The organism is Nocardia paucivorans NBRC 100373 (assembly GCF_000308675.1).
Taxonomy (GTDB): domain Bacteria; phylum Actinomycetota; class Actinomycetes; order Mycobacteriales; family Mycobacteriaceae; genus Nocardia; species Nocardia paucivorans.
The window spans coordinates 1-26,606 of sequence record NZ_BAGE01000022.1 but is presented as its reverse complement, the minus strand read 5'-3'; the positions used below and the strand labels follow the sequence as shown (position 1 = coordinate 26,606).

Sequence of the window (26,606 nt, the reverse complement as noted above, 5' to 3'; positions counted from 1 at the left end):
CACTACCGTCTCGTCCCCACCGGGAACGACCAATGCGCAGGCGGAGACGAATCGCGCGCCGCGCCGCTCGTCGGGCACATCGGCGAGCTGGGCCAGCAGCAGCGCATTGTTGGCGGCGTCGTCGCCGTGGCGGCCGGCCCAGCGCGCCGAGAGCACCCCGGGCATTCCATTGAGGGCGTCCACCTCGAGCCCGGAGTCGTCGGCCACGCACGCCAGTCCGGTGGCCGCCGCCCCGTCACGGGCCTTGGCCAGGGCGTTCTCCTCGAAGGTGGCCCCGGTTTCCGGTGCTTCCGGATATTCCGGGACGTCGTCGAGGCCCACGATCTCCAGGCCGTCCACCCCGGCCTCGGCGAGGATGCGGCGCAGTTCGTTCAGTTTTTTGGTGTTGCGGCTGGCGACCAGCACCCGTCGGGCCATTACTTCTTCTTCGACGATTCGACCGGTTCCGGCAACACACCCGGGTACGGCAGCGCCAGCGCTTGCCGCTGCACCTCGAACAGTTTCTCGCAGCCGGCCAGCGCGGCGTCGAGGAGTTTGTCCAGGGTGGAGCGGGGGAAGGTGGCGCCTTCGCCGGTGCCCTGGATCTCCACCAGGGTGCCGGTGTCGGTGGCGACCACGTTCATATCGACCTCGGCGCGGGAGTCCTCTTCGTAGGGGAGGTCCAGCCGCACCCGGCCGTCGACCACGCCGACGCTCACCGCGGCGATGGCGCAGGAGATGGGTTGCGGGTCGGTGAGGGCGCCGGCCGCGCCGAGATAGGTCACCGCGTCGGCCAGGGCCACGTAGGCGCCGGTGATGGCGGCGGTGCGGGTGCCGCCGTCGGCCTGGAGCACATCGCAGTCGATGGCGATGGTGTTCTCCCCGATGGCGGCCAGGTCGATGCAGGCGCGGAGGGAGCGGCCCACCAGGCGGCTGATCTCCTGGGTGCGGCCGCCGATCCGACCCTTCACCGATTCGCGGCTGCTGCGGGTGTGGGTGGCGGCGGGCAGCATGGCGTATTCGGCGGTGAGCCAGCCCAGGCCGGTGTCACGGCGCCAGGCCGGGACACCTTCGGTGATGCTGGCGGTGCACATCACCCGGGTCTGCCCGAACTCCACCAACACGGAACCGGCCGGGTGTGTGGTGAAGCCTCGGGTGATCCGTACCTCGCGGAGCTCGTCGTCCGCCCGTCCATCGGCTCGTCTCGACACGCGCCCAGCGTAGTGGGGGCGGTTGGGCGAATCGCGCACGGGGTTACCGAGGATCAGAGCTCGAACGTCTCGCCCGGGGTCACGGCATGTACCGGACCGGTGAACTCGGCCTTCGCCTCGGCGATGACATCCTCACGGGATGTCCACGGCGGGATGTGGGTGAGCAACAGTTCCTTCACCCCGGCCTCGGCGGCGATCCGGCCGGCCTCGGTGCCCGAAAGGTGCACACCGGCGGGACGATTGGCCGGGTCGTGGGTCCAGGACGCTTCCGCCATGAGGATGTCGGCGCCTTGGGCGAGTTCGTGGACGGCCGGGCAGACCGCGGTGTCACCGGTGTAGACGAAGGTGCGGCCGGCGGCGGTGACGATCCGCAGCCCGTAGGACTCCGGCGGGTGGTACATGCGACGGGCCGTGATGGTGTGGCCGGGACCGAAGGTGACCGATTCTCCTTCCACCCACGGCCGCATATCGATCACATCGGACCAGTCGTCGCATTCGCCACCGATCTCCGCGGAGGCGTTGCCGATCCGCAGCGAGGTGTCGGACGGTCCGCGGACGATGGCCCGACCGACCGGCGGGGTGGGGTGGTAGCGACGCCACACCAGCAGACCCGGCAGGTCCAGGCAGTGGTCGGCGTGCAGGTGTGTCAGGAAGATCGAAACCTCTCCGGGATCGGCGTAGCGCTGTAGCGCTCCGAGAACACCGGGGCCGAAATCGATGACGATCGGCGACATATCCGGGCCGGTCAGCAAGTATCCCGACGCCGGGGAGTCCGGGCCGGACACACTGCCCGAGCACCCGAGGACGGTAAGGCGCATCCCCCCATGCTGCCACGCTGCTGTCTCACTCATCCGCCCATCCCCCGAAAAACGCGGCCGACCGCGCGATCACCGGGGTGAAACGATGGGGCCGGCATTCGCGTGACCACGATGTCGACGTTCATTCCCGGAGAGTACCCAACCGGCCAACAGTCCACCCATGGCACCGAATAGATGCCCCTGCCATGAGATTCCGTCCTGTCCGGGCAACACACCCCACAGCAGCGAACCGTAGAGCAGCAGCACCACCAGACCGAGGACGATCTGGCCGGCCTTGCGGGCGAACCACCCACGGGAGATGAGGTAGGTGAGCCAACCGAAGACGAGGACGGAGGCGCCGATATGGATGGAGCCGGTTGCACCGGTGAGCCAGGTGCCCACCCCTCCCACCACCCAGATGATGGCGGTGGCGGCCAGGCCGCGGGCGAGTCCGGCGGCCAGGGCGAGGAAACCGAGGATCAGCACCGGGAAGGTATTGCCGGCGAGATGGTCCCAACCACCGTGCAGCAGCGGCGCGAAGACTATGCCGTCGAGGCCGTCGGTCTCGCGCGGTTCGATACCGAGGGTGCGGTCGAGGCGGTTGTATTCGGTGAGCCCGTCCACGAACTCGATCACGTACAACACGACGACGAAACCGAGGACGATCAACCCCGCGCGGGCCCACTGCCGGCCGGCGGTGAATCCGCCGGGTCGGCGTGAGGCGTTCGGCGCGGGTGGGATGCCGCCGGGTCGGCCGCGGGCCGCGGCGAAACGATCGGGATCGAACGAGGCGCCCAGGCCTGCGCCACCGGTCATGGTGCTCCACCTCCTCGCGCCGGCCCGCGCCGGAAGCCCGCACGGGCACGCTGCTTACGAGGGTACCGACGGTCCGGGCGTTTCGGCCGCGAGTATGCGCCGGGCCACTCGACCGCACACCCCCACCCGGGAGGGGCGCCGAACCAGGATCAGGCCCAGAGCTGGCCTTCGAGGCGTTCCTCGGCTTCCTCCAGTGTCCCGTCGTAGGCGCCGGTGGACAGATATTTCCAGCCGCCGTCGGCGACGACGAACGCGATATCGGCGCGGGTGCCGGCCCGTTCCGCCTTGCGGGCCGCCCCGAGCGCGGCGTGCAGGATGGCTCCGGTGGAGATACCGGCGAAGATGCCCTCCTCGAGCACCAGTTCCCGAGTGCGTTTCACCGCGTCGTACGGTCCCACGGAGAAACGGCCGGTCAGCACCGTTTCGTCGTAGAGTTCGGGAATGAAGCCCTCGTCGAGGTTGCGCAGACCGTAGACGAGTTCGCCGTAGCGCGGCTCGGCGGCCACGATCTGGATATCGGGCACCTTCTCCCGCAGGAAGCGTCCGGTGCCCATGAGGGTTCCGGTGGTGCCGAGACCGGCCACGAAATGGGTGATCTCCGGCAGGTCCGCCAGGATCTCCGGGCCGGTGGTCTCGTAGTGGGCCAGGGCGTTGGCGGGGTTGCCGTACTGGTACAGCATCACCCAGTCGGGATTTTGGGCCGCGATCTCCTTGGCCCGGGCCACCGCCTGGTTGGAGCCGCCGGCGGCGGGTGAGTCGATGATCTCGGCGCCGTACATGGTGAGCAGTTGGCGTCGTTCCACCGAGGTGTTCTCCGGCATTACGCACACCAGCCGGTAGCCCTTGAGTTTGGCCGCCATGGCAAGCGAGATACCGGTGTTTCCGCTGGTCGGCTCCAGGATCGTGCAGCCGGGGCGCAGAACGCCGTCGGCTTCGGCCTGCTCGATCATGCGCAGGGCCGGCCGGTCCTTGATCGACCCGGTGGGGTTGCGGTCCTCCAATTTGGCCCACAACCGCACGTGGTTGTCCCCCTCCCAGCGGGGGGAGAGGTTGCGCAGCCCGACCAGGGGGGTGTCGCCCAGGGTCGCGATGAGGGATTCGTAGCGTGCCACGGGCCCGTCAGACGTCGACGTGGGTCGACGCGCCACCCGCGACGGCGGGCAGGATGGTGACGTTCGCGCCCTCGGCGACCTCGGTGTCGAGACCGCCGGAGAAGCGGACGTCCTCGTCATCGACGTAGATGTTGACGAACCGGTTGAGCTTGCCGTCCTTGAGCAGCCGTTCGGCCAGACCCGGGTGATTGGCCTCCAGGTCCTCGATCACCGCGGCGAGGGTCGCGCCCTTGGCTTCGACCCGCTTCTCACCTCCGGTGTGGGTGCGCATGATGGTCGGGATGGACACGGTCACCGACATGGGTACTCCTCGGTTCTGCGGCTCGTCGGGTTATCGGACGGTTTCAGACGGTTTCATAGGCGGCGACGATCTCCACCGGTTCCTCGGTGACCTCGCCCTCGACGATCCGGTAGCTGCGCAGTTCGTGGCGTTCCGGGTCGCGGGTGGAGATCAGCACATAGTGTGCGTTGGGTTCGGAGGCGTAGGAGATATCGGTGCGGCTGGGGTAGGCCTCGGTGGCGGTGTGCGAGTGATAGATCACCACCGGCTCCTCGTCGGCGGCCTCCATCTCGCGCCACACCCGCAGCTGCTCGCCCGAGTCGAAGCGGTAGAAGGTGGGGGAACGTTCGGCGTTGATCATGGCCACGAAACGCTCCGGGCGGTCCGACCCCTCGGGACCGGCGATGATGCCGCAGGCTTCGTCGGGATGATCGGCGCGCGCGTGCGCCACCATGGCATCGACGAGGTCGGCCCTGATCACGAGCACAATCGAACCCTTCCACGTAACTACTCGGCCGTCGCCGACCCGATATTGCCGACAACGAGTCAGCTTATGCGGCTATTCCCGAGGGCCCGCAGCTGCCTCCACTCGAGACCGACCGGTCGGGATTTTCGTGGGGTGTGTCACCCGGTTCGTTCGAGGCCGTTCGCGCAGTCGTCACCCGGGGAACAGATCGGAATAGGCGGGGATACCGGCCACCGTGTGGGCGCAGCGGATGGCGTCGACGATCGCCCGCTCCACACAGACCGCCGCGGCCGTGCACAGCTGATCCAGCAATGACAGGTCGGGTGGGAAGGCCGGCGGCAGCGGGTCCGGGGCCGGGGGTGTCGCGGTGCCGGTGGCCAGGGCGAAGAGCGTGTCCCCGTCCAACGGAGAATGCGCCGGACGCACCGCGCGGGCCAAACCGTCGTGACCGGTGGTGGCAAGCCGGCGGCAGGCGACCGGGTCCAGCGGCGCGTCGGTGGCGATCACGCCGATGGTGGTGTTGAGTACGGTGCCCTTCACCGGTAGCGCGTTCGCGGCGGCGAGCCGCTCCGGATCGGCCGGACGCACACCGAAGAAGTCGGGGCCGTCGGTGCCCACACCCCACGGCACACCGGTGCGCGGATCGAACACCGACCCGACACTGTTGACCACGAGCAACGCGCCCACGGTGACCCCGGCGGCCGGGCCATCGGCGAACACCACACTCGCACTACCGATCCCGCCCTTGATCGAACCGGCCCGCGCGGCCACCCCCGCGCCCACGCATCCGCGTTCGAAGTCGGCGGCGGCGGATTCGGCGGCCCGATAACCGAATTCGGCGGTCGGGCGAATACCCCAGTCCCCCACCGGGAGATCGAAGATCACCGCGCCGGGCACGATGGGCACCACCGCGGCGGGATCGGCCGGGTCCATCGGAATGCCCTCGTGATGTTCCTCCAGCAGCCGCATCACCCCGTCGGCGGCCGCCAGACCGTACGCACTGCCCCCGGACAGCAGAATGGCGTTCACCCGGCGCACGGTATTGGCGGGGTCGAGCAGATCGGTTTCCCGCGTCCCGGGACCGCCCCCGCGCACATCCACCGACGCCACCGCCCCACCGGGCGCCCGGACAACCGTGCAACCGGTGGCAGCGCCGCGACCGTATTCGACCTCCGGATCGAGCACATGATGGTGACCGACGAGCAGCCCGGGCACATCGGTGATCGCGTTGCGCGGGCCCGGCGCGCCTGCGGTCACGGGGCCAGCGCTTGCAGGAGAGAGTCCTGCATCCAGGTCAGCCAGTGATAGACGTCCAGATGCGGGGCGCGGGGATCGCTGGGATCGAGATGATCGGGAGTGTCGGCGTCGATCTCGAGAACCGCACCGAGCGCCAACCGCACATCGGTGAGCGCGGTCAACCAGGCGTCGGCCTGTTCGGGGGTGAGGATCACCCGGCCGCCCTCGGCGGGCACGGTCTCCAACACCACCGCGCCGGCGGCGAGTTTCGCGTCGATGATCTCCGGTTCGTGCAGGCTGCGCAGGGCGCTGTTGAGGTCGGCGCGTTCGGCGTCGGGCGAACCCGGTTCGGCGTGGTGGAAATCGGGCAGCAGCCGGCGTAACCGCGGATCGTCCGGCGGGGTGGTGTTACCGGTGCGCAGACCGGTGAGCGCCGCCAACTCGTCGTCCGGAGCCGATGCGGCGCGCTCGCTCAACAGGCCGGTGACCGCGCCCACCAGGGCCCGCAGGACACCGGCCTCGCGTGCGTCCATTTCCGACCGCAGCTTGAGACCGCTCAGCGAGTTCTTCCGGCTCCACTTACGCACGACGCTACGGTAACCGTTCGCTCAGTCGTCTCGTTGCATGGTCGCCCACAACCCGGCGGCGTGCAGCCGGCGCACATCTTGTTCCATCTTGTCCCGCGATCCGGAGGAGACGACCGCCTTGCCCTCGTTGTGCACCTTGAGCATCAACTCGGTCGCCTTGGCTTTGCTGTACCCGAACAGCTTCTGGAAGATATACGCGACATAGTGCATGAGGTTGACCGGATCGTCCCAGACGACGGTTACCCAGGGGCGGTCCTCGGCCTCCAGGATCTCGGTGTACTCGACCGCCTCCGGTGTCGCCTGTGCCGCGCCTGCCGAGGACAGGGTGGCGTCGACGGCGATGCCGGCGCGGACCTCATCCGTCCGATAGCGGGGTGCTGTCTTGCACAAGGCCATATGCCCAGGGTACGACGCGGCCCCCGATACACAACACCCGAGGATGATCGAGTCCGTCCGTTGACCGTAACGCCTGGTGAATGCGATGGAATTCGGCGCGAACCCCACCTGGGCCCGTGGGAACACCGGCATATCGGATGGGCTGTCTAGAGTGACAGCGTGTCACCCCACGCCCCCGCGACCAGCACCGCTCTACTCACCGACCAGTACGAACTGACCATGCTGGCCGCCGCACTGGCCGACGGCTCCGCGCAGTGCACCTGCACCTTCGAGGTATTCGCCCGCCGGCTGCCGAACGGACGTCGCTATGGTGTGGTCGCCGGCATCGGACGGCTGCTCGACGCGCTGCGGGATTTCCGATTCGGCGAACAAGAACTCGAAACCGTCGCGAATTTCCTCGACACCACCACCCTGGATTGGTTGCGCGACTATCGGTTCTCCGGGGATATCGACGGCTATCCCGAAGGCGAACTGTATTTCCCGGGATCGCCCATCCTGTCGGTGCGCGGCAGTTTCGCCGAATGCGTGGTGCTGGAAACACTGGTGCTGTCGGTGCTCAATCACGACAGCGCCATCGCATCCGCGGCGGCGCGCATGGTGAGCGCGGCGGACGGCCGGCGGTTGATCGAAATGGGTTCCCGGCGCACCCACGAATACGCGGCGCCCGCCGCGTCCCGCGCCGCCTATCTGGCCGGTTTCGACGCCACCTCGAACCTGGAGGCGGTGCGTCGATTCGGGATTCCCGGCGCGGGCACCAGCGCACACGCGTTCACCCTGGTGCACAGCGGCCCGGACGGGGAGCACGAGGCGGCCGCGTTCCGCAGCCAGGTCGCCACGCTCGGCACCGACACGACCCTGCTGGTGGACACCTTCGACATCACCCGTGGGGTGGCGACGGCGATCGAGGTCGCCGGGCCGCAACTGGGTGGGGTCCGGATCGACTCCGGGGATCTGGGCGTGTTGGCGCGTCAGGTGCGCCGACAGCTCGACGAACTGGGCGCGACGTCGACGCGGATCGTGGTCTCCGGCGACCTCGACGAATACGCCATCGCCGCCTTGCGGGCCGAGCCGGTGGACGCCTACGGGGTGGGCACCGCGTTGGTCACCGGGTCGGGGGCGCCGACCGCGGGCATGGTGTACAAGCTGGTGGAGGTGGAGGGGCTGCCGGTGGCGAAGCGGTCCAGTCACAAGGAATCACGCGGCGGAACCAAACGGGCGGTCCGGGTGGCCCGCGATACCGGGACGATCGTCGAGGAGATCGTCTATCCGGCGACCGCACCGCGACCGGCTCCGAACGGTTTCGTGGTGCGCGATCTCCAGGTGCCGCTGGTGCGCAAGGGCGAGATGCTCGAGCGACCGTCGCTGACCGAGTCGCGGGAACTGGTGCGGCGCGGGCTGATCAGTTTGCCGTGGGAGGGGCTGAAACTGTCCGCGGGCGATCCCGCCGTACCCACCACGTTCCTCTCCTGATCCCGTCGGCTCCTGATCCCATCGGGTCCTGGTTCCGTCGGGTCCTGGTTCCGTCGGGCATAGCACACTGGTGACGAGAAACAGGGTCGCTCGGCGCGCCCGTCGGTGGACCGGGGTGCTGGAGCTCCCATCAGGAGGACGGTCATGAAACGCGCACTGATCGTGGTGGATGTGCAGAACGATTTCTGTGAAGGAGGTTCGCTCGCCGTGACAGGCGGTGCCGAGGTGGCCCGCCGGATCAGCGACCACCTGCGTACCCACGACTACGACGCGGTGGTGGCCACCCGCGACCACCACATCGACCCCGGGGCGCACTTCTCCGACGAGCCCGACTATGTCGACAGCTGGCCCCCGCACTGCCGGGTCGGCACCCCGGGCGCGGAGTTCCATCCGAACCTCGATACCGCGCCCGTGCAGGAGGTGTTCTCCAAAGGCGAATATTCGGCGGCCTATTCGGGTTTCGAGGGGGTCGCGGCCGACGGTACCGGTTTGGCGGATTGGCTGCGAGCACGAGGGATCGGCGCGGTCGACGTGGTGGGGATCGCCACCGACCACTGTGTGCGGGCCACCGCATTGGACGCGCGGGCGGCCGGATTCGACACCCGGGTGTTGCTCGGGCTGACCGCGGGCGTCTCCCCCACCACGGTCGAAGCCGCGGTGCGGCGGATGCGGCAGGCGGGCGTGGAACTCGCGCCGGAGGCGTGACGGCGACGAATCGGATTTCGCGGCCGTGCGTGCGGCTGTCGGGGTGGCGCAGTAGGCTGCCCGGGTGCCCGAATTACCGCCCGTCTCCGAGCTGTTGGCGACCGCAGTATCCGCGCTGGGCGGTAAGGAACGACCAGGTCAGATGACCATGGCCGCGGCCGTCGACCATGCCATCGACACCAAGGAACACCTGGCCGTGCAGGCGGGTACGGGGACCGGGAAATCGTTGGCGTATCTGGTGCCGAGCCTGCGGCACGCGGTGCGCACCGGACGCACCGTGGTGGTCTCGACTGCGACCATCGCCCTCCAGCGTCAGCTGGTCGATCGGGATCTGCCGCGACTGGCCGAGGCATTGAGCGGGCCGCTCGGGCGGACCCCGGAGTTCGCGATTCTGAAGGGGCGCAACAACTACCTGTGTCTGAACAAGATCAACAGCGCGGTCCCGGACGAACCGGCCGAGGTCGAATTGTTCGACGCGTTCGCGATCTCCCGGCTGGGGCGCGAGGTGAAGCGGCTCAACGAATGGGCCTCCGAGACCGAGACCGGCGACCGTGACGAACTCACCCCCGGGGTCACCGATCGGGCGTGGCGACAGGTGAGTGTCTCCTCGCGGGAATGTCTGGGTAAGAGCCGTTGCTCGTTCGGGGAGGACTGTTTCGCCGAACGCGCCCGGGTCGAGGCCGCGCACGCCGATATCGTCGTCACCAATCACGCGCTGCTGGCCATCGACGCCATCAGCGGTGTCCAGATCCTGCCCGAACACGATGTGGTCGTGGTGGACGAGGCCCACGAACTGGTCGACCGGGTGACCGGGGTGGCCACCGCCGAACTGTCCACCACCGCCATCGGCACCGCGGCCCGCCGCTGCGTCAAATTGATCGACGAACGGGAGGTCGATCGACTGGAGGCGGCCGCGGAGGCCTGGCACACCGCCCTCGACGAGCTTCCCCCCGGACGCTGGGACAGCCTGCCCGACGGGGTCGACCGAACGCTGGCACTCATCCGCGACGCGGCCTGGAACGCCCGCACCGCGCTCAACCCGCAGGGCGCCACCCCGCCGGGCAGCGATCCGGACGCTGCGGCGGGACGCAATCTGGCCCTGGCCGCGGTGGAAGAGGTGCACGACAGCGCGGTGCGCGCCCTCGCCGCCTTCGACGGGCCCGATCCGTCCGAACGCACCGATGTGGTGTGGTTGTCCGCCGAGGACGTTCGCGGTGTCACCCGGCGCACATTGCGTATGGCACCGCTGTCGGTGGGTGGTCTGCTGCGCGGCCGACTGTTCGGCGGCTCCACCGTGATCCTCACCTCCGCCACCTTGCAGATCGGCGGCTCGTTCGACGGTCTGGCCACCACCTGGGGTCTGCCGCCGCAATCGAGCGGGCGGCCCGATACCGCGACCGCCAATGGCGCCGAGGCCCCGTCGGACGGGGAGACGGTGCGGTGGACCTCGCTGGATGTCGGGTCACCGTTCGACCATGCCCGGTCCGGGATCCTGTATGTCGCCAAACATCTGCCCACTCCCGGGCGGGACGGTCTGCCGCCGGCCTACCTGGACGAGATCGAACGCCTCATCACCGCCGCCGGTGGGCGCACCCTCAGCCTGTTCTCCTCCATGCGCGCGGCGAAGGCCGCGACCGAGGCGCTGCGCGAACGGCTGGACACCCCCGTGCTGTGTCAGGGTGACGATTCCACCGGCGCGCTGGTGCAGAAGTTCGCCGACGATCCGGAAACGTCGCTGTTCGGCACGCTCTCGTTGTGGCAGGGCGTGGATGTTCCCGGTCCCTCGTTGAGCCTGGTGATCCTGGATCGCATTCCCTTCCCCCGCCCCGACGACCCGCTGCTGGCCGCCCGGCAACGCGCTGTCGAGGCCCGTGGCGGCAACGGATTCCTCTCCGTCGCCGCAAGCCACGCCGCGTTGCTCCTGGCCCAGGGCACCGGCCGGCTGCTGCGCAGCGTCGATGATCGCGGTGTGGTCGCCATCCTCGACCCCCGGCTGGCCACCGCCCGCTACGGCGGTTATCTGCGCGCCTCGCTGCCGCCCTACTGGGAGACCACCGATCCGGACGTCGTCACCAGCGCGCTGCGCCGACTCACCGCGGCGGCCATCCGCGGGTGACGGCCCGTGCGCGTCACCGCGCCGCTCGGGTCACAGCACCGCTTTGAGTATCAGCACGAACACGCCCGAAACGACGCCGAGCACGATCGCGCCGGCCGCCCAAGGGTATCCGCCCCGCACCCACGGCCGGTTGAAGTCGAGCGACAACCGACCCGGTCCGGTGCAGGCGACGGTGAACGCGGCGGCGGCGTAGAGCAGGCCCATCTCATAGCCCTCGCCGGTGAGCAGTCCGCCGCTCCAGGTCTGGTTGACGATGTTGACCGTGGTGCCGAGCACGATCGCCGCGGCGAGCGGGGACAGCAGACCCGCCAGCAGCAGGAGACCGCCGACGAATTCGCTCAGCCCGGCCAGCGTGCCGAAGAGGTCGCCGGGGTTGTAGCCCATCTGTTCGAAGCCGGCGTTGTTGGCCTCGAGTCCGGGGCCGTCGAACCAGCCGAAGAGTTTCTGGGAGCCGTGTCCGGCGAGCAGACCGCCGAACACCACACGGAGTACGAGCAGACCGATATCCGCGGAAGTGGTGGTCGAGGTGCGCGTCCGTCCGACGGTCGTATTGGCGGTCATGGATTACCCCTTACCCTCATCAGGCCGAAATCCTTAGCGAGGACAACAAACGGACTCTGGTCCGATTTCCTCGTCGTTGGTAACCCTACTGCGGACGCGACTATTCCGCGTCGCTCGACTATCCCGCGCCGCTCGACTATCCCGCGTCGCTCGACTACTCCGCCAGGAAGAAGAAATATCCGCAGAACACCGCCACCAGGACCCACATGACGGGATGCACCTCCCGACCCCGGCCCCGGGCGGTCATGACGATCGGGTAGAACACCAAACCCAGGGCCAGACCATTGGCGATGGAATACGTCAACGGCATCACCACGATGGTGAGAAAGGCCGGAATCGCGTACTCCAACCGATTCCATTCGATCGACCCCAACGATCGCGACATCAACACCCCCACCACGATCAGGGCCGGCGCGGTCACCGCACCCGCCGCCGCGACCACCGCGAACAGCGGGTAACAGAACAGGGCGAGCGCGAACCAACCCGCCGTGGTGACCGCCGTCAACCCGGTGCGCCCACCCGCGGACACACCCGCCGTCGACTCCACATAGGCGGTGGTGGTGGACGTGCCGATCACCGCGCCCGCCATGGTTCCCACCGAATCCGCCGCCAATGCACTCGCCGCCCGCGGCAACTTTCCGTCCCGATCCAGCAGGCCCGCCTGATTGGCGATACCGATAAGCGTCCCCGACGCGTCGAAGAAATCGACGAACAGCATGGTCAACACCACGATCGCCATCTGCCCGGTGAAGGCGTCCGGCAGATGGACCACGGCCTGACCGAAGGTCTGATCCAGCCCCCGCGGCAGCGCGGCGATACCGTCGGGCAGCTCGACCAACCCGAAGACCATCCCCACCACGGCGGTCAGCACGATGCCGTACAGCACCGCGCCGTGCCAGCCCAACGACAGGAACACCACCGTCACGATCAGACCGAACAACGCCAGCAGAGTGGTGCCCTCGGTGAAATCGCCGAGGGTCACCAGCGTGGCCTCGTCGGCGACCACGATCCCGGCGCTCTCGAGCCCCAGGAACGCGACGAACAGACCGATCCCCGCGGCGACCGCCAACTTCATCTGCAACGGGATGGCATCGAGAATCCGCTCCCGGACCTTGGTCACCGCGAGCACGAAGAACACGATGCCCGATAGCAGGGTGCCCGCCAGGGCCACCTCCCAGTCGATCCCCATCCCCAGCACCACCGCATACGCGAAGAACGCGTTCAGGCCCATACCGGGTGCGAGCGCGATCGGATACCGCGCCCACAACCCCATCACCAGGGTGCCGAACACCGCCGCCACCGCCGTCGCGGTGAAAACCGCCTGCATGGGGATGCCCCGCTCCCCCAACGCCCCCTGATCACCGAGAACGGACGGGTTCACCGCCAGCACATAACACATGGCCAGGAAGGTGATCGTGCCCGCCATCACCTCGCGTCCGACGGTCGAACCCTGGCGAGCGAGACCGAAAAAGGAATCGATCCCGCTCCGAACCCCGGTCAACGGGCACCTCGAGGCGTGGTCAACAGATCGGTGGCCATGGCCCTCCCGTCGGATATCGCGAACGAACTCCTGGTGACCGTAACCGAAAGGAACCCGCCCCATGCGTCGGGCAACGTGGTCGTAGCCGCGCGGTAACCGTCCCGGCGAGGACGGTCAGGCGTTCACCACCAGCCCGAACTCGGCCGGAGAGGACAGCAGCTCGTGTCGCGGTAGCACCCGCACGGTGTAACCGACCGCACCCGACAGCGGCACCGGGGTCTCGACCGTGAACAGGTGCACCCCGGACTCCGACCCGGTGTGCGCCATGACGACGGTGCTGATATCGGACAGCTCGTCATCGGCCGACACCCGCCCCAACACCGTCTGCACGGTCACCTCGTCCGGTGCCAGACCCGCCAGATCCACCCGGGCCGTCACCGTCATCACCGCCCCGATCACCGGCGTATCCGACAAACCGGCCGTATCGACCCGCACCACCTGCACCCCGGGCCAGGCGGTCTCCACCTTCCGCCGATACTCCGCGAGGGACCGCGCGCCCCGGAACTCGTCCGCCACCGCCCGGCGGCACGCCGCGGCGGTCGGCGCGTAGTACTCGGCGGCGTATTCGCGCACCATCCGATCGGCCGGTACCCGCGGGCCGAGGGTGCGCAGGGTATGGCGCACCATCTCCACCCAACGCACCGGAACACCACGCTCGTCACGCTCGTAGAAACGCGGGGCGACGGTGCGTTCCACGAGGTCGTAGAGGGCCGCCGCCTCCAGATCGTCGCGACGGTGCTCGTCGACGACACCGTCGGCGCTGGGAATCGCCCACCCGTTCGCGCCGTCGAACATCTCGTCCCACCAGCCGTCCCGGATGGATAGGTTCAATCCGCCGTTGAGCGCCGATTTCATCCCCGACGTCCCACAGGCCTCCAAGGGGCGCAGAGGGTTGTTCAACCACACATCACAACCCCAGTACAGGTGGCGGGCCATGGACATGTCGTAATCGGGTAGGAAAACGATCCGGTGCCGGACCTCCGGGTCGTCGGCGAACCGGACCACCTGCTGGATCAACGCCTTCCCACCCTCGTCGGCGGGATGGCTCTTACCGGCCACCACCAGTTGGATCGGCCGCCGCTCGTCCAACAGCAACGCCCGCAACCGCCGCGGATCGCGCAACATGAGGGTGAGCCGCTTGTAGGTCGGTACCCGACGGGCGAAACCGATCGTCAACACATTCGGATCGAAAACCTCGTCCACCCAACCCAGTTCGGCCGCCGCCGCACCCCGCTGCAACCAGGACGCGCGCAACCTGCGCCGCACCTCCGCCACCAGACCGGCGCGCAGACCGTCGCGGATCGCCCACAACCGTTCCGGTTCCAGATCACCCAGCCGCGCCCAGATCGACGCGCAGTCCGCGGTATCGACCTCCTCGAACCATTCCCGGGCGGCCCAGGTCGGCGCGTGCACCCCATTGGTGATCGAACCGATCGGCACCTCCGCCGCATCGAACCCCGGCCACAACGAAGCGAACATCGACCGGCTCACCTCACCGTGCAATCGGGAGACCCCATTGGCGCGCTGCGCGAGCCGCAACCCCATATGCGCCATATTGAAAACCGCCGGATCCGCTTCCCGCCCCAACGCGACGATCCGGTCCACCGGAATCCCCGGCAGCAGCGCCGACTCCGCCTCACCGTGTCCGCCGCCGAAGTAGTGGTGCACGAGCGACACCGGGAACCGGTCGATCCCGGCGGGCACCGGGGTGTGCGTGGTGAACACCGTCCCGGCCCGCACCGCCGCCAACGCGGTATCGATATCGGCGCCGCGCGCAATGTATTCGCGCATACGCTCCAACCCCAGAAACCCCGCGTGCCCCTCGTTCATGTGGAACACATCCGGATCGGGCAACCCCATCACCGCCGTATAGGCGCGAACCGCGCGCACCCCGCCGATCCCGGCGAGAATCTCCTGTTCGATGCGATGGTGCTGGTCGCCGCCGTAGAGCCGGTCGGTCACCGCGCGCAGATCCGGATCGTTGTCGGCGATATCCGAATCCAACAACAACAGCGGCACCCGTCCGACCTGCGCAATCCACACCCGGGCCCGCAACACCCGCCGGTGCGGCATCGCGACGTGCACCAGCACCGGTGCGTTGTCCACGGTCAACAACCGCAACGGCAGCGTCTGCGGCTCCAGCGCCGGATAGTGTTCGGCCTGCCACCCGTCCGCGGTGAGCGACTGCCGGAAATACCCCGACCGGTACAACAGCCCCACCCCGATCAGCGGCAGCCCCAGATCCGAGGCGGCCTTGAGATGATCACCGGCCAGAATTCCCAACCCACCCGAATAGTTGGGCAGCACCTCGCTGACCCCGAACTCCATCGAGAAGTAGGCGATCCCCCGCACCCCGCCCCACTCCTCGGCGGGTTCGATCGGCCGCGTCAGATAGGCCCGCAGATCGGCCGCCACCGCATCCACCCGCTCCAGGTAGCCGGGATCGGCGGCGAGCTCCTCCAGCCGCTCCCGCGGCACCTGCCCCAACATCCGCACCGGATCGTGCCCGACCTCCCGCCACAACCCGGGGTCGAGCTCGGCGAACACATCCTGGGTCGGGCCATGCCAGGACCAGCGCAGATTGGTCGACAACTCACCCAACGCCGTCAGACGTTCGGGCAGATGGGCGCGGACGGTGAACCGACGCAGTGCCTTCACCAGCCGAACCCTAAGGCATGTCCCGTGCACGGTCCGCGCCGCCTCCACAACAGTCGCGACAAAAACCGGTGAACCGGACCGCGCACCCCGTGCGAAGCACCGAAACTCCTGGTCGGCACCACCTATCCCGCCACCATCGGATCATCGCCGTCGCTTCACCCCCGCCCACCGGATCACCCGCCGCCGCGCTCCACCACCGAACGAACCGCCACCCCTACTCCGGCACGAAACCGTGTCGGAGCTCACCGGCCTCCGACCCCGGAGTCCCCACCGGACCACGCCCCACCGCCGGTACGGTTGTCGCGTGACCGGCCGCATCGCCATCGATGACACCGCCCCCCACATCCCCGGAGGCCGGCCGGCCAAGGCCGTCGTGGGTGAGGTCTTCCCGGTACGCGCCGTGGTGTGGGGTGAAGGGCACGGCGTGATCGGCGCCACCCTGGCGGTTCGCGCGCCCGGCTCGTCCCGGGCAACCCGTATCCGGATGAGCCCCGGATACGAACCCGACGTCTTCCACGCCACCTTCACTCCCACGACCGTCGGGCGATGGGAGTTCCGCATCGAGGGCTGGAGCGACCCGATCGCCACCTGGCGGGCCGCGGTGGAGGCGAAGCTGGCGGTGGGGCAGACCGCCCCGGATCTGGCCAACGACCTGGAGATCGGGGCGCGTCTGTTCGAACGGGCAGCGCTGGCGGTGCCGAAAAAACAGTTCGAACGTCTGCGGGCGGTCGCGGCGGCGCTGCGCAGCGACGATCGACTCCCCGCCCGAGTAGCGCCCGCCTTCGCCGACGACGTCGCCGAAATCCTGCGCACCGCACCACTGCGCGACAAGGTGACCCGCGGCCCCCGGCACACCGTCCACGTCGAACGCACCCGCGCGCTGTTCGGGTCCTGGTACGAGTTCTTCCCCCGCTCCACCGGCGGATGGGACGCCAACGGACGCCCGGTGCACGGCACCTTCGCCACCGCCGCCGCGGCGCTGCCGCGAATCGCCGCCATGGGCTTCGACGTGGTGTATCTGCCCCCGATCCACCCCATCGGCACGGTGAACCGCAAAGGCCGCAACAACGCCCTCACCGCCGAACCCGACGATGTCGGCTCCCCTTGGGCCATCGGCTCGGCCGAGGGCGGCCACGACGCCATCCACCCGCAACTGGGCACCGAGGCCGATTTCGTCGATTTCGTCGCCGCCGCCGAACGACTGGGCCTCGAGGTGGCCCTGGATCTGGCCCTCCAATGCGCCCCGGACCATCCGTGGGTGCGGGAACACCCGGAATGGTTCACCACCCTCCCCGACGGCACCATCGCCTACGCGGAGAATCCGCCGAAGAAATACCAGGACATCTATCCCCTCGACTTCGACAACGACCCCGACGGCCTGTACGCCGAGGTGCTGCGCGTGGTCCGGCACTGGATCCGATTGGGGGTGAAGATCTTCCGGGTCGACAACCCACACACCAAACCCCCGGACTTCTGGGAATGGCTGATCGCCGCCGTGCACCGCACCGACCCGGACGTGATCTTCCTGTCCGAGGCCTTCACCCACCCCGCCCGGCTCTATGGGCTGGCCCGACGCGGATTCGGCCAGTCCTACACCTATTTCACCTGGCGGGTCCACAAATGGGAGCTCACCGAATTCGGTCGGGAACTGGTCGCCAAGGCCGACGAGGCACGTCCCAACCTGTTCGTCAACACCCCCGACATCCTGCACGAGAGCCTGCAACACGGCGGTCCGGGCATGTTCGCCATCCGCGCGGTTCTGGCCGCCACCCTCAGCCCCACCTGGGGGATGTACTCAGGTTTCGAACTGTTCGAATACCAGGCCGTGCGTCCGGGCAGCGAAGAGTATCTGAACTCGGAGAAATACGAACTGCGCCCCCGACCGTTCGCCGAGGCCCGGGCCCGCGGCGAATCCTTGGAACCGTGGATAACCCGGCTCAACGAAATCCGCCGCAACCACCCCGCCCTGCGGCAACTGCGCTGTCTGCACTTCCACCACGTCGACAACGACGCGCTGCTGGCCTACTCGAAAATCGACCCTGCCACCGGCGACGCCGTCCTCGTGGTGGTGAACCTCAACCCGTTCTCCGCCGAGGACGGCATGCTCTCCCTCGACCTGCCCGCCATCGGCCGGGAATGGCACGACCGTCCGGTGGTGCACGACGAGATCAGCGGAGAGGAATACCACTGGGCGCAATCGAACTACGTGCGACTCGACCCGACCCGCGCGGTCGCGCACATCATCGCGCTCCCTCCGGTACCGCATCACCGTCGTGCCGAGCTCGCGTACCGGAGGTGGGGTTGACGGCACCGCCTGCGACCTCACGGATCGCAATCCTCGCGCCCTCGGAATTCCCTGGCGCGCCGACACCACATTCGGTCCGAACCCGCGACGGCGCAACGCCCCTCCGGAACACCGGGCCGCTCCTGCGCCCACGACATCACCACACCATCGGCCCGATCTCGGGGCACATCGCACCCGAACCGAGGAACGGCGGCGCGTCGACCACCGGTGAGGAACGGCGGTGAAGCGTCGAGACCTGCTGTTACTCGCCGCGGGCACGCATCCGGACCCCCATACGGTGTTGGGGGCGCATCCGCATCCCGAGGGCACGGTGGTGCGGATACTGCGGCCCCGAGCGGAAACGGTGTCGGTGCGCGTCGGCGATGTCGAGCACCGCCTCGAACCGCTCGAGCACGGAGTGTTCACCGCGGTTCTGCCCTATCCGGACCTGATGGACTACCGGGTGATCACCACCCACCCGGACGGCCGGACAATCGTCGCCGCCGATGGATACCGTTTCCTGCCCACCCTCGGCGAACTGGATATACACCTGATCGGCGAGGGCACCCACCAACGCCTGTGGCAGGTCCTCGGCGCCCACCCCCGCCGCTACACCACCCTCGACGGCGAGGTCATCGGAACCTCGTTCGCGGTCTGGGCCCCGAACGCGCGTGGGGTCACCGTCTTCGGCGATTTCGACGACTGGCACGGTGACACCTATCCCATGCGATCCCTGGGCGGCTCCGGTGTCTGGGAGCTCTTCGTCCCCGGCGCCGCACCGGGCCACCGCTACAAATACCGCATCCACGGCGCCGACGGCCGCACCACCGACCACGCCGACCCCCTGGCCTTCGCCACCGAAATCCCACCCGCCACCGCGTCCGTGATCACCGAAAGCTCCTTCGAGTGGACCGATCACGAATGGCTCGCCGCCCGCGCCCGCACCGACCCCGCCCGTGCCCCGATGAGCATCTACGAGGTCCACGCCGGCACGTGGCGTCCCGGGCTCGACTATCGGCGGCTGGCGGAGGAACTCGCCGACTACGTCCGGGAACTCGGATTCACCCATGTCGAGCTACTCCCCATCGCCGAGCACCCGTTCGGCGGTTCCTGGGGCTATCAGGTCACCTCCTACTATGCGCCGACCGCCCGCTACGGCGCCCCCGACGATTTCCGCGCCTTCGTCGACCATCTGCACGCTCAGGGCATCGGCGTCATCCTCGACTGGGTGCCCGCGCATTTCCCCCGCGACGACTGGGCACTGGCCCGCTTCGACGGCACCCCCCTCTACGAACACCCCGACCCGCGCCGCGGCGAACACCCCGACTGGGGCACCTACATCTTCGACTACGGCCGCAACGAGGTCCGCAACTTCCTGATCGCCAACGCCCACTACTGGATCGAGGAATTCCACCTCGACGGCCTACGCGTCGACGCCGTCGCCTCCATGCTCTACCTGGACTACTCCCGCCCACCCGGCGAGTGGGAACCCAACCTCCACGGCGGTCGGGAAAATCTGGCGGCCGTCGATTTCCTCACCGAACTCAACGAGGGCCTGCGCCACCGCCACCCCGGCATATCGATCATCGCCGAGGAATCCACCACCTGGCCCGGCGTCACCCGCACCCCCGAAGTGGGCGGGCTGGGTTTCTCCCTGAAATGGAATATGGGCTGGATGCACGACACCCTCGGGTATCTGGGTCGCGACCCCGCCCACCGCACCTGGCACCACAACGAGATCACCTTCTCCCACACCTACGCCTGGAGCGAGCACTATCTGCTGCCCATCAGCCACGACGAGGTGGTGCACGGCAAGGGCACCCTGTGGACCCGTATGCCCGGCGACGAATTCGACAAGGCGTGCGGGGTGCGCGTCCTACTCGCCTACATGTGGGCCCATCCGGGCAAACAACTGCTGTTCATGGGCCAGGAGTTCGGCCAGTACCGGGAATGGTCGCACGAGCGTGGTCTGGACTGGTACGAACTCGACAACCCCCTCCACCACGGGGTGCACACCCTGGTGCGCGATCTGAACACCGTCTACCGGGCGCATCCGGCGCTGTGGAGCCGCGACACCACCCCGGGCGGCCATTCCTGGATCGAGGCCGACGACCGCGCCGCCAATACATTGGCCTTCCTCCGGCACGGCACCGACGGCTCCGTCGTCGCCTGCCTCTTCAACTTCTCCGGCGCGCCCCACCCCGACTACCGCATCGGCCTGCCCCGCCCCGGCCACTGGGTCGAACTCCTCAACACCGACGCCGTCTCCTACGGCGGAACCGGCACCGTCAACCCCCACGGCGTCCACACCGAACCCCAACCGTGGCAGGGTCACCCGCACTCCGCGGTCGTGGCCCTGGGCCCGCTCAGCGCGGTATGGCTCGCCCCGAGCGATCCCGTGGGCGAAGAGAACATCTCCGGGCCCGAATCCCGCTGAGCGACTTCCGAGCGACCGCAAGCACAGACGAAAACCTCACCCGGCGGTACCGCCGGGTGAGGCCGTCAGTACAGCGCTGCGGCGAGTTTGCGCCGGGCGGCGACGACGAACGGTTCCTTCTGGTCGAACAGTTCGAACAGTTCCAGCAACCGGGTGCGCGCCTTGGTGCGCTCGTCACCGGAGGTACGTTTGACAACCGCGATGAGACGGTCGAACGCTGCTTCCGGACGCTGCTGGAACAGCTCCACATCGGCGGCGTCGAGCGCGGCATCCACATTCGCCGGGTCCGCGTCCGCGGTGGCGATGGCGGTCTCGGGTAGTTTCTGGGCCCGCTGCAGGAACTGCACCTGCCGCAACGCGGCCTTGGCGTCGGCATTGCCCGGTTCCGCGGCCAGGATGGCCTCGTAGGCAGAGGCCGCGCCGGCAAGATCACCCTGTTCGAGCAGGGCCTCGGCGGCGGCGATCCGCGGATCGGTCCGCTCCTGCGGTTGTCCACCGCCTTCGAGCTTGCCCTCCACGGCCTGCACCACCGCGGCCAACCACTGCCGCACCTGTGGTTCGGGCTGGGCGCCCTGGAAATCGGCGAGCGGCTGCCCGGCGGCCACCGCGATGACGGTGGGGATTCCCTGCACGCCGAAGGCCTGCGCGATCCGCATATTGCTCTCGGCCTCGACGGCGGCCAGATCCCAGGTGCCGTTCGATTCGCCGACCAGCCGCTCCAGCAGCCGGACCAGCTCGACACTGCCGGGACTGCGCTGTGAGTACAGCGCCACCACCACCGGCACCTGCATGGAGCGGCGCAGCACCTTGGTTTCGAAATCCGCCTCGGTGACCGCGTGGTCACCGCCGGCGGAACCGGAGGGCGGCTGTTTCAGACCGGACAGATCCACCGCCCCGGACATGGCGGCGGCAACGGCTGGCGAAGGTCGGCGAGCTGCTGGTCGAGTCACGACATCTAGTGTGTCACGCCGAAACCGTGGCCGACGCGGCACCCGCGGCCGTTTCCGGTTCGACGGCACCGGCTGCGCTCAGCTCGCCCAGTTTCCCGGTGCGCACCGCCCAGATCTCGAACACCACCGTGCAGAACGGAGGCACGCTCGACGCCAAGGCCAACAGCAATGTCTTCGTGTTCCATTCCAGCTCCCGCCAGGCGAGCAGGGCGATCAACGCGAAGGCCACGAAAGCCGCCCCGTGGGTCACCCCGAACACCTTCACCGGCCAGACCACCGGGTCGGGAAGCCGTTTGCACACCATGCCGATGATCAGGAAGAACCATGACACCGCCTCCAGGAACGCGACGAGACGAAACCTCTTGGCGACGGTGCTCAGGTCGAAGACATTGCCCATGGTGATCATTCTGCCCAACAACTACGACAATGCGTAGTTGAAAGCGTCACACCCGTTCTCAGGCCGACGGCACACGCAGGATCAGCGCATCGCCCTGACCACCACCGCCACACAGCGCCGCCGCGCCGACACCACCGCCGCGCCGCTTCAGCTCCAGCGCCAGATGCAGCACGATCCGGGCCCCGGACATACCGAGCGGATGTCCGATCGCAATGGCACCGCCGTTGACGTTCACCTTCTCCGGATCGATCCCCAACTTCCGGGTGGAGGCGATCCCCACCGCCGCGAACGCCTCGTTGATCTCCACCAGATCCAGTTCGGTCGGTGCGATACCGGCCTTGGCGCAGGCCTTGGCAATGGCATTGGCGGGCTGGTCCTGCAGAGTCGAATCCGGTCCGGCCACCACGCCGGCGGGGCCGATCTCGGCAATCCAGTCCAACTCCAGTTCCTCGGCCTTGGCCTTGCTCATCACCACAACCGCCGCGGCGCCATCGGAGATCTGCGATGCAGAGCCTGCGGTGACGGTGCCGTCGGGACGGAACGAGGGCCGCAGTTTGGCCAGTGATTCGACAGTGGTGTCGGCGCGGATGCCCTCGTCGGTGCGCACCACGACCGGATCACCCTTGCGCTGCGGCACCTCCACCGGCACCACCTCGTCGTCGAACAGACCGTTCTTCCACGCCGCGGCAGCACGCTGATGCGAGGCGGCGGCGAAGGCGTCCTGGTCCTCTCGGGAGATCGGATCGGCGTCGTTGCGCTGTTCGGTCAGCAACCCCATCGCCTGATCGGTGAACACATCGTGCAGGCCGTCGTAGGCCATATGGTCGCGCAGGGTCACATCACCGTATTTGAAGCCCGTGCGGCTCTTCTCCAACAGATGCGGGGCCCGGCTCATCGATTCCTGGCCACCCGCCACCACGACCTCGTATTCACCGGCGCGGATCAACTGATCCGCCAACGCGATGGCGTTGATACCGGACAGGCACACCTTGTTCACGGTGAGCGCGGGCACATCCATGGGGATACCGGCCGCCACCGCCGCCTGTCGGGCCGGGATCTGCCCCGCGCCCGCGGTCAACACCTGACCCATGATCACGTAGTCGACCTGATCGGGCCGGACCCCACCCTTCTCCAGCGCCGCTTTGATCGCGAAACCGCCCAGATCCGAGCCACTGAAATCCTTCAGGCCGCCCAACAGGCGGCCGACCGGGGTACGCGCACCGGAGACGATCACGGAGTTGGTCACGACAAGCCTCGCATTCTCGAAAGCCACCCTCGTCGAGGATCTACTCCACGGTAGCTTGTGGCTGTCACAACCCTGAGTAGAGGTATCCGCAGATCACCGACGAATATTTGAGGGCAGCCGCCCTCGGTTTGTCGCGAAACGGGACGGCACCCACCACGAACACATCGATACGCGCTACTTTCGAAGGGTGAGCACCGCTACCCCGTCATCCGAATTCATCCCCGCCGACTACGTTGTCGCCGTCGACCACGTCGGTATCGCCGTACCCGATCTGGACGCCGCCGTGGCCTGGTACGCCGAAAATCTCGGCATGGTGGAAACCCACCGCGAAGTCAACGAGGAACAAGGCGTACAGGAGGCCATGCTGTCCTGTCCGGCCGCCGACGACGACTCGACTGCTCTACAGTTGCTGGCCCCCCTTGACGAAACATCCACCATCGCGAAGTTCATCGATCGCAACGGCCCGGGACTGCAGCAGTTGGCCTACCGGGTCACCGATATCGAGGCGGTTTCGGCGTTTCTCCGTGGTCGCGGCCTCCGATTGCTCTACGATTCCCCACGTCGCGGCACTGCCGACTCCCGGATCAACTTCGTTCACCCGAAGGATGCCGGCGGTGTGCTGGTGGAGATCCTCGAACCGAATCCGAATGTTACGCACTAGTACCGTGATCGGATTCGACGGAGTCGAGTCGATAACATTCCCGGTCGAGTCACCATCTTCGGTTCATAGGCTGTAGTTTGTTGCCCATGTCGTCACCCGAGTCCGATCGCAATCGCTTCGTTGCACTGCCCTTCACCATTGTGCGCAAGGGTTATGCGCCCGACGAGGTGCGCAATTATTTCGACCGTTTCGATGCCGAACTGAGAGTCACCGCCACCGACCGTGACGCGGCGGCGGCCCAGGCCCGTAATCTCGCGGCCCAACTGGAGGATGCCCGCGACGAAATCGATGAACTCCGTAAGGAGGTCGACCGGCTGTCCGTGCCGCCGACCACCGCGGAGGGCATGAGCGACCGCATCTCCCGCATGCTGCGTCTGGCCTCCGACGAGGCGTCCGAGGTGCGCGCGCTCGCGCAGGCCGAGGCCGCCGAAATGGTGTCCATCGCCGAACAGCAGGCCGCGGAGATGCGCGGCAAGTACGAATCGCTGCTGGCGGAGACCAAAGAAAAGCGCGAAGCGCTCGAGGTCGAATACGAGCAGACCATCGCCAAGGCCCGTACCGAGTCCGCGAAGATCGTCGAAGCCGCCCAGGCCGAGGCCGATCGGCTCACCAAGGAGTCCGAGGCCAAGCGCAAGGCCGCCCAGCAGGAGTTCGAGGCCACCATGGCCGAACGCCGCAACAAGCTCACCCGCGCCATGGAAGAGCTCGAGGCCACCAGCCGCGCCGAGGCCGCCCAGCGCATCAAGGACGCCACCGACGAGGCCAACCGCCTCATCACCTCCGCCACCCAGACCGCGGAGCGCAAGATCGCGCACGCCAAGGAACTGGCCGAGGAGATGCGAGTGCTGCGCGGCCGGGTCCTGGCCCAGCTGCTGGGTATTCGCGGCCAGCTCGATTCGGTGCCCGCCATGCTGGCGGCGGTCAACCGGGAGAGCGAACTGCTCGACGGTGTGCCGGAAGAACCGCGCAAGTCCATCGGAAACGGCAACGGCACCAAGTCCGTCACCGGATCGAACCAGAAGGCCATCGCCGAAGGTTCGTCCGAGGACGAGACCGAGTTCATCGAAAAAGAGCGTGAGAGCGCAAATATCGGTAACTGACCCGTCGTCGGGGTCGAACGACGACACGTAATACACCAAAGGCCGCCCCTATAGGGGCGGCCTTTCCCATATCCGGATCCCACCGAGCGTTGTCCTCCCAACTCCCGGAACGCGATTCGCCCATGGTTCACAAACGAATCGCCGGCACCATGAAATGAGCCGCCGGCGCGCCCGGGACGAATCCTCGACGGCTCATCTGTCGAATACACCGAATTCGCTCCACCGATCCGAAACACGGACGGCAAGAGTGTCGAACGGCAGGGCTCTCTCCATGCGACCGCACGAATTCACGATCGTCCCGCACATCCTCCGGAACGAGCATTCTCCGGCGGCTTCCCCGGCGTGGGATTCGGCTCGGCCGACACGGCCCCTGGAAACCTCGGACGGTCGCCGGTAGCCGGAACCACGCTGCCACTCCCGACCGCCGGCCGTCACCACCAGCGTCGTGTGATCCCCCGGGTGCGCCGACCGTTCCAACAACCGCGGTGCCAGTGCCGGCGATCGTCCGCGTCCCCGTCGACCGCCCAGGCGACCACATGCGCGACACCGGGCGAGATCTCGTGATCACAACCGGGGCAGCGGTAGACCTTCACCGCACGCGCGCCCGGCACGGTGCGGACGTGGTAGGGCTCCACCCCGTCGGGCCCGGTCTCGATCTGCCCGAACACATCACCGGACAGCCCGCCATGCGACCGCGCCATACGCTTATGACTGCGCGGAGAGCGTGGTTTTCGGCGGGGCATATACCCAAGTCTAGAAGAGACGGAATTCGTTGCTCTCGGTGCCGCGTAGGGCGTCGTAATCGAGAACCAGACAGCGGATCCCCCGATCCTCGGCGAGAGTGCGCGCCTGCGGTTTGATCTGCTGGGCCGCGAAGACCCCGGACACCGGCGCCAACAGCGGATCGCGATTGAGCAACTCCAGATAGCGGGTGAGTTGTTCGACGCCGTCGATCTCGCCCCGCCGTTTGATCTCCACCGCCACGGTGGCGCCCTCGGCGTCCCGGCACAGCAGATCGACGGGCCCGATGGCCGTCATGTACTCCCGGCGAATCAGGGTGTAACCGGGTCCGAGGGTCTGCACGTGCTCGGCCAGCAGCTCCTGCAGATGCGCCTCCACCCCATCCTTCACCAGCCCCGGATCCACCCCGAGTTCATGAGTCGTATCATGCTCGATCTCCGCGACCCGGATCCGCAGCTCCTCACCGGCCTTGTTGGTGACCACCCACAGCCGTTCCGCCTCGTCGGCGCCGTCCGCGGCGGATTCGGTCAACCAGCACGGTGGACTCATCCAGTTCAACGGCTTGTAGGAGCCGCCGTCGGAATGCACCAGCACCGAGCCGTCCGCTTTCATCATGAGCAGTCTGCGGGCCATGGGCAGATGGGCGGTCAATCGCCCGACGTAGTCGACCTGACAGCGAGCTATCACAAGGCGCACCCGGGAAAGTCTAGGCCCTGCCCCGAAAGTCGCTCATCCGGCCGGGCAATACGCTGTGCCCCACCGACAGAAACGGAAAAACCCCACAACGCATCGTATTTCGAGCAACCGAAACACAATGCTCCGAAAACGCCTCGAGGGGCCCATTGATATGGGCCCCTCGA

25 protein-coding genes are annotated in these 26,606 nt (G+C 67.8%); 7 read left to right on the top strand and 18 right to left on the bottom strand.

Annotated features, from left to right (window positions below):
• The 10 genes from ON32_RS04925 to clpS all read right to left on the bottom strand — a co-directional run.
• A partial coding sequence (locus tag ON32_RS04925) for a non-canonical purine NTP pyrophosphatase (RefSeq protein ID WP_040789000.1) occupies positions 1-417 on the bottom strand: 417 nt, incomplete at its 3' end.
• On the bottom strand, positions 417-1,190 hold the full coding sequence (gene rph / locus ON32_RS04920) for a ribonuclease PH (RefSeq protein WP_040789008.1): 774 nt from the start codon (positions 1,188-1,190) through the stop codon (positions 417-419). The genes rph and ON32_RS04925, both read right to left, overlap by 1 nt.
• A 53-nt stretch (positions 1,191-1,243) precedes the next feature.
• Positions 1,244-2,008, bottom strand: coding sequence for a cyclic nucleotide-degrading phosphodiesterase (locus ON32_RS04915; protein ID WP_083874032.1), 765 nt, complete (start codon positions 2,006-2,008; stop codon positions 1,244-1,246).
• Between the two features lie 69 nt (positions 2,009-2,077).
• Positions 2,078-2,803: a rhomboid family intramembrane serine protease gene (locus ON32_RS04910; protein ID WP_083874031.1), complete on the bottom strand. Its 726-nt coding sequence runs from the start codon at positions 2,801-2,803 to the stop codon at positions 2,078-2,080.
• 149 nt (positions 2,804-2,952) lie between these two features.
• On the bottom strand, positions 2,953-3,915 hold the full coding sequence (locus tag ON32_RS04905; RefSeq protein ID WP_040788996.1) for a PLP-dependent cysteine synthase family protein: 963 nt from the start codon (positions 3,913-3,915) through the stop codon (positions 2,953-2,955).
• A 7-nt stretch (positions 3,916-3,922) separates the two neighbouring features.
• The gene (locus ON32_RS04900) at positions 3,923-4,216 is read right to left on the bottom strand and encodes a MoaD/ThiS family protein (protein WP_040788994.1); all 294 of its coding nucleotides are present in this window, start codon (positions 4,214-4,216) and stop codon (positions 3,923-3,925) included.
• 43 nt (positions 4,217-4,259) lie between these two features.
• Entirely contained in the window at positions 4,260-4,682 is a 423-nt protein-coding gene (locus tag ON32_RS04895; protein ID WP_040788992.1) for a M67 family metallopeptidase, read from the bottom strand.
• A gap of 171 nt (positions 4,683-4,853) precedes the next feature.
• Positions 4,854-5,918, bottom strand: a complete 1,065-nt coding sequence (locus ON32_RS04890) for a P1 family peptidase (RefSeq protein ID WP_040788990.1) — start codon at positions 5,916-5,918, stop codon at positions 4,854-4,856.
• Positions 5,915-6,484, bottom strand: coding sequence for an oxidative stress transcriptional regulator AosR (aosR, locus tag ON32_RS04885; protein ID WP_040788988.1), 570 nt, complete (start codon positions 6,482-6,484; stop codon positions 5,915-5,917). The genes ON32_RS04890 and aosR overlap by 4 nt, the downstream gene beginning before the upstream one ends.
• 21 nt (positions 6,485-6,505) lie before the next feature.
• Complete coding sequence (clpS, locus tag ON32_RS04880) at positions 6,506-6,880, bottom strand: ATP-dependent Clp protease adapter ClpS (protein WP_040789004.1); 375 nt, start codon at positions 6,878-6,880, stop codon at positions 6,506-6,508.
• Positions 6,881-7,039: 159 nt separating this feature from the next.
• On the opposite strand from clpS, the gene ON32_RS04875 reads away from it, so the two are divergent.
• From ON32_RS04875 to ON32_RS04865, 3 genes are all read left to right on the top strand, one after another.
• Positions 7,040-8,350, top strand: coding sequence for a nicotinate phosphoribosyltransferase (locus tag ON32_RS04875; RefSeq protein WP_040788986.1), 1,311 nt, complete (start codon positions 7,040-7,042; stop codon positions 8,348-8,350).
• A gap of 144 nt (positions 8,351-8,494) precedes the next feature.
• Positions 8,495-9,055 carry a nicotinamidase gene (locus ON32_RS04870; protein ID WP_040788985.1) on the top strand — a complete coding sequence of 187 codons (561 nt, stop codon included), beginning with the start codon at positions 8,495-8,497 and terminating at the stop codon, positions 9,053-9,055.
• A 64-nt stretch (positions 9,056-9,119) separates the two neighbouring features.
• On the top strand, positions 9,120-11,171 hold the full coding sequence (locus ON32_RS04865) for an ATP-dependent DNA helicase (protein WP_040788983.1): 2,052 nt from the start codon (positions 9,120-9,122) through the stop codon (positions 11,169-11,171).
• A gap of 30 nt (positions 11,172-11,201) precedes the next feature.
• Here ON32_RS04865 and ON32_RS04860 read toward each other — a convergent pair whose 3' ends face one another.
• From ON32_RS04860 to glgP, 3 genes are all read right to left on the bottom strand, one after another.
• Complete coding sequence (locus ON32_RS04860) at positions 11,202-11,732, bottom strand: DoxX family protein (protein WP_040788980.1); 531 nt, start codon at positions 11,730-11,732, stop codon at positions 11,202-11,204.
• A 154-nt stretch (positions 11,733-11,886) separates the two neighbouring features.
• The gene (locus tag ON32_RS04855) at positions 11,887-13,233 is read right to left on the bottom strand and encodes an NCS2 family permease (protein WP_040788978.1); all 1,347 of its coding nucleotides are present in this window, start codon (positions 13,231-13,233) and stop codon (positions 11,887-11,889) included.
• Between the two features lie 153 nt (positions 13,234-13,386).
• Positions 13,387-15,930, bottom strand: a complete 2,544-nt coding sequence (glgP, locus tag ON32_RS04850; RefSeq protein ID WP_040788976.1) for an alpha-glucan family phosphorylase — start codon at positions 15,928-15,930, stop codon at positions 13,387-13,389.
• Positions 15,931-16,234: 304 nt separating this feature from the next.
• Between glgP and ON32_RS04845 the strand changes: the two genes are divergently transcribed.
• Together ON32_RS04845 and glgB are read left to right on the top strand one after the other, a co-directional pair.
• Entirely contained in the window at positions 16,235-18,235 is a 2,001-nt protein-coding gene (locus ON32_RS04845; RefSeq protein ID WP_040788973.1) for an alpha-1,4-glucan--maltose-1-phosphate maltosyltransferase, read from the top strand.
• A 220-nt stretch (positions 18,236-18,455) separates the two neighbouring features.
• Entirely contained in the window at positions 18,456-20,651 is a 2,196-nt protein-coding gene (gene glgB / locus ON32_RS04840) for a 1,4-alpha-glucan branching protein GlgB (protein ID WP_051132866.1), read from the top strand.
• A 65-nt stretch (positions 20,652-20,716) separates the two neighbouring features.
• On the opposite strand, the gene ON32_RS04835 is transcribed toward glgB, so the two are convergent.
• The 3 genes from ON32_RS04835 to ON32_RS04825 all read right to left on the bottom strand — a co-directional run bounded on the left by ON32_RS04835 (position 20,717) and on the right by ON32_RS04825 (position 23,244).
• On the bottom strand, positions 20,717-21,553 hold the full coding sequence (locus ON32_RS04835) for a tetratricopeptide repeat protein (protein WP_040788971.1): 837 nt from the start codon (positions 21,551-21,553) through the stop codon (positions 20,717-20,719).
• 61 nt (positions 21,554-21,614) lie between these two features.
• Positions 21,615-22,007, bottom strand: coding sequence for a DUF3817 domain-containing protein (locus tag ON32_RS04830; protein ID WP_040788970.1), 393 nt, complete (start codon positions 22,005-22,007; stop codon positions 21,615-21,617).
• Between the two features lie 49 nt (positions 22,008-22,056).
• A complete protein-coding gene (locus ON32_RS04825) occupies positions 22,057-23,244 on the bottom strand; it encodes an acetyl-CoA C-acetyltransferase (protein ID WP_040788967.1) in 1,188 nt (395 codons plus the stop codon).
• Positions 23,245-23,431: 187 nt separating this feature from the next.
• Between ON32_RS04825 and mce the strand changes: the two genes are divergently transcribed.
• Together mce and ON32_RS04815 are read left to right on the top strand one after the other, a co-directional pair.
• Positions 23,432-23,905, top strand: coding sequence for a methylmalonyl-CoA epimerase (gene mce / locus ON32_RS04820; protein ID WP_040788965.1), 474 nt, complete (start codon positions 23,432-23,434; stop codon positions 23,903-23,905).
• Positions 23,906-23,991: 86 nt separating this feature from the next.
• Positions 23,992-25,005, top strand: coding sequence for a coiled-coil domain-containing protein (locus ON32_RS04815; RefSeq protein WP_040788963.1), 1,014 nt, complete (start codon positions 23,992-23,994; stop codon positions 25,003-25,005).
• A 431-nt stretch (positions 25,006-25,436) separates the two neighbouring features.
• Here ON32_RS04815 and ON32_RS04810 read toward each other — a convergent pair whose 3' ends face one another.
• Together ON32_RS04810 and nucS are read right to left on the bottom strand one after the other, a co-directional pair.
• Complete coding sequence (locus ON32_RS04810; protein ID WP_040788961.1) at positions 25,437-25,748, bottom strand: Rv1322 family protein; 312 nt, start codon at positions 25,746-25,748, stop codon at positions 25,437-25,439.
• Between the two features lie 10 nt (positions 25,749-25,758).
• Entirely contained in the window at positions 25,759-26,442 is a 684-nt protein-coding gene (gene nucS / locus ON32_RS04805; protein ID WP_040788959.1) for an endonuclease NucS, read from the bottom strand.
• Positions 26,443-26,606: the final 164 nt, after the last annotated feature.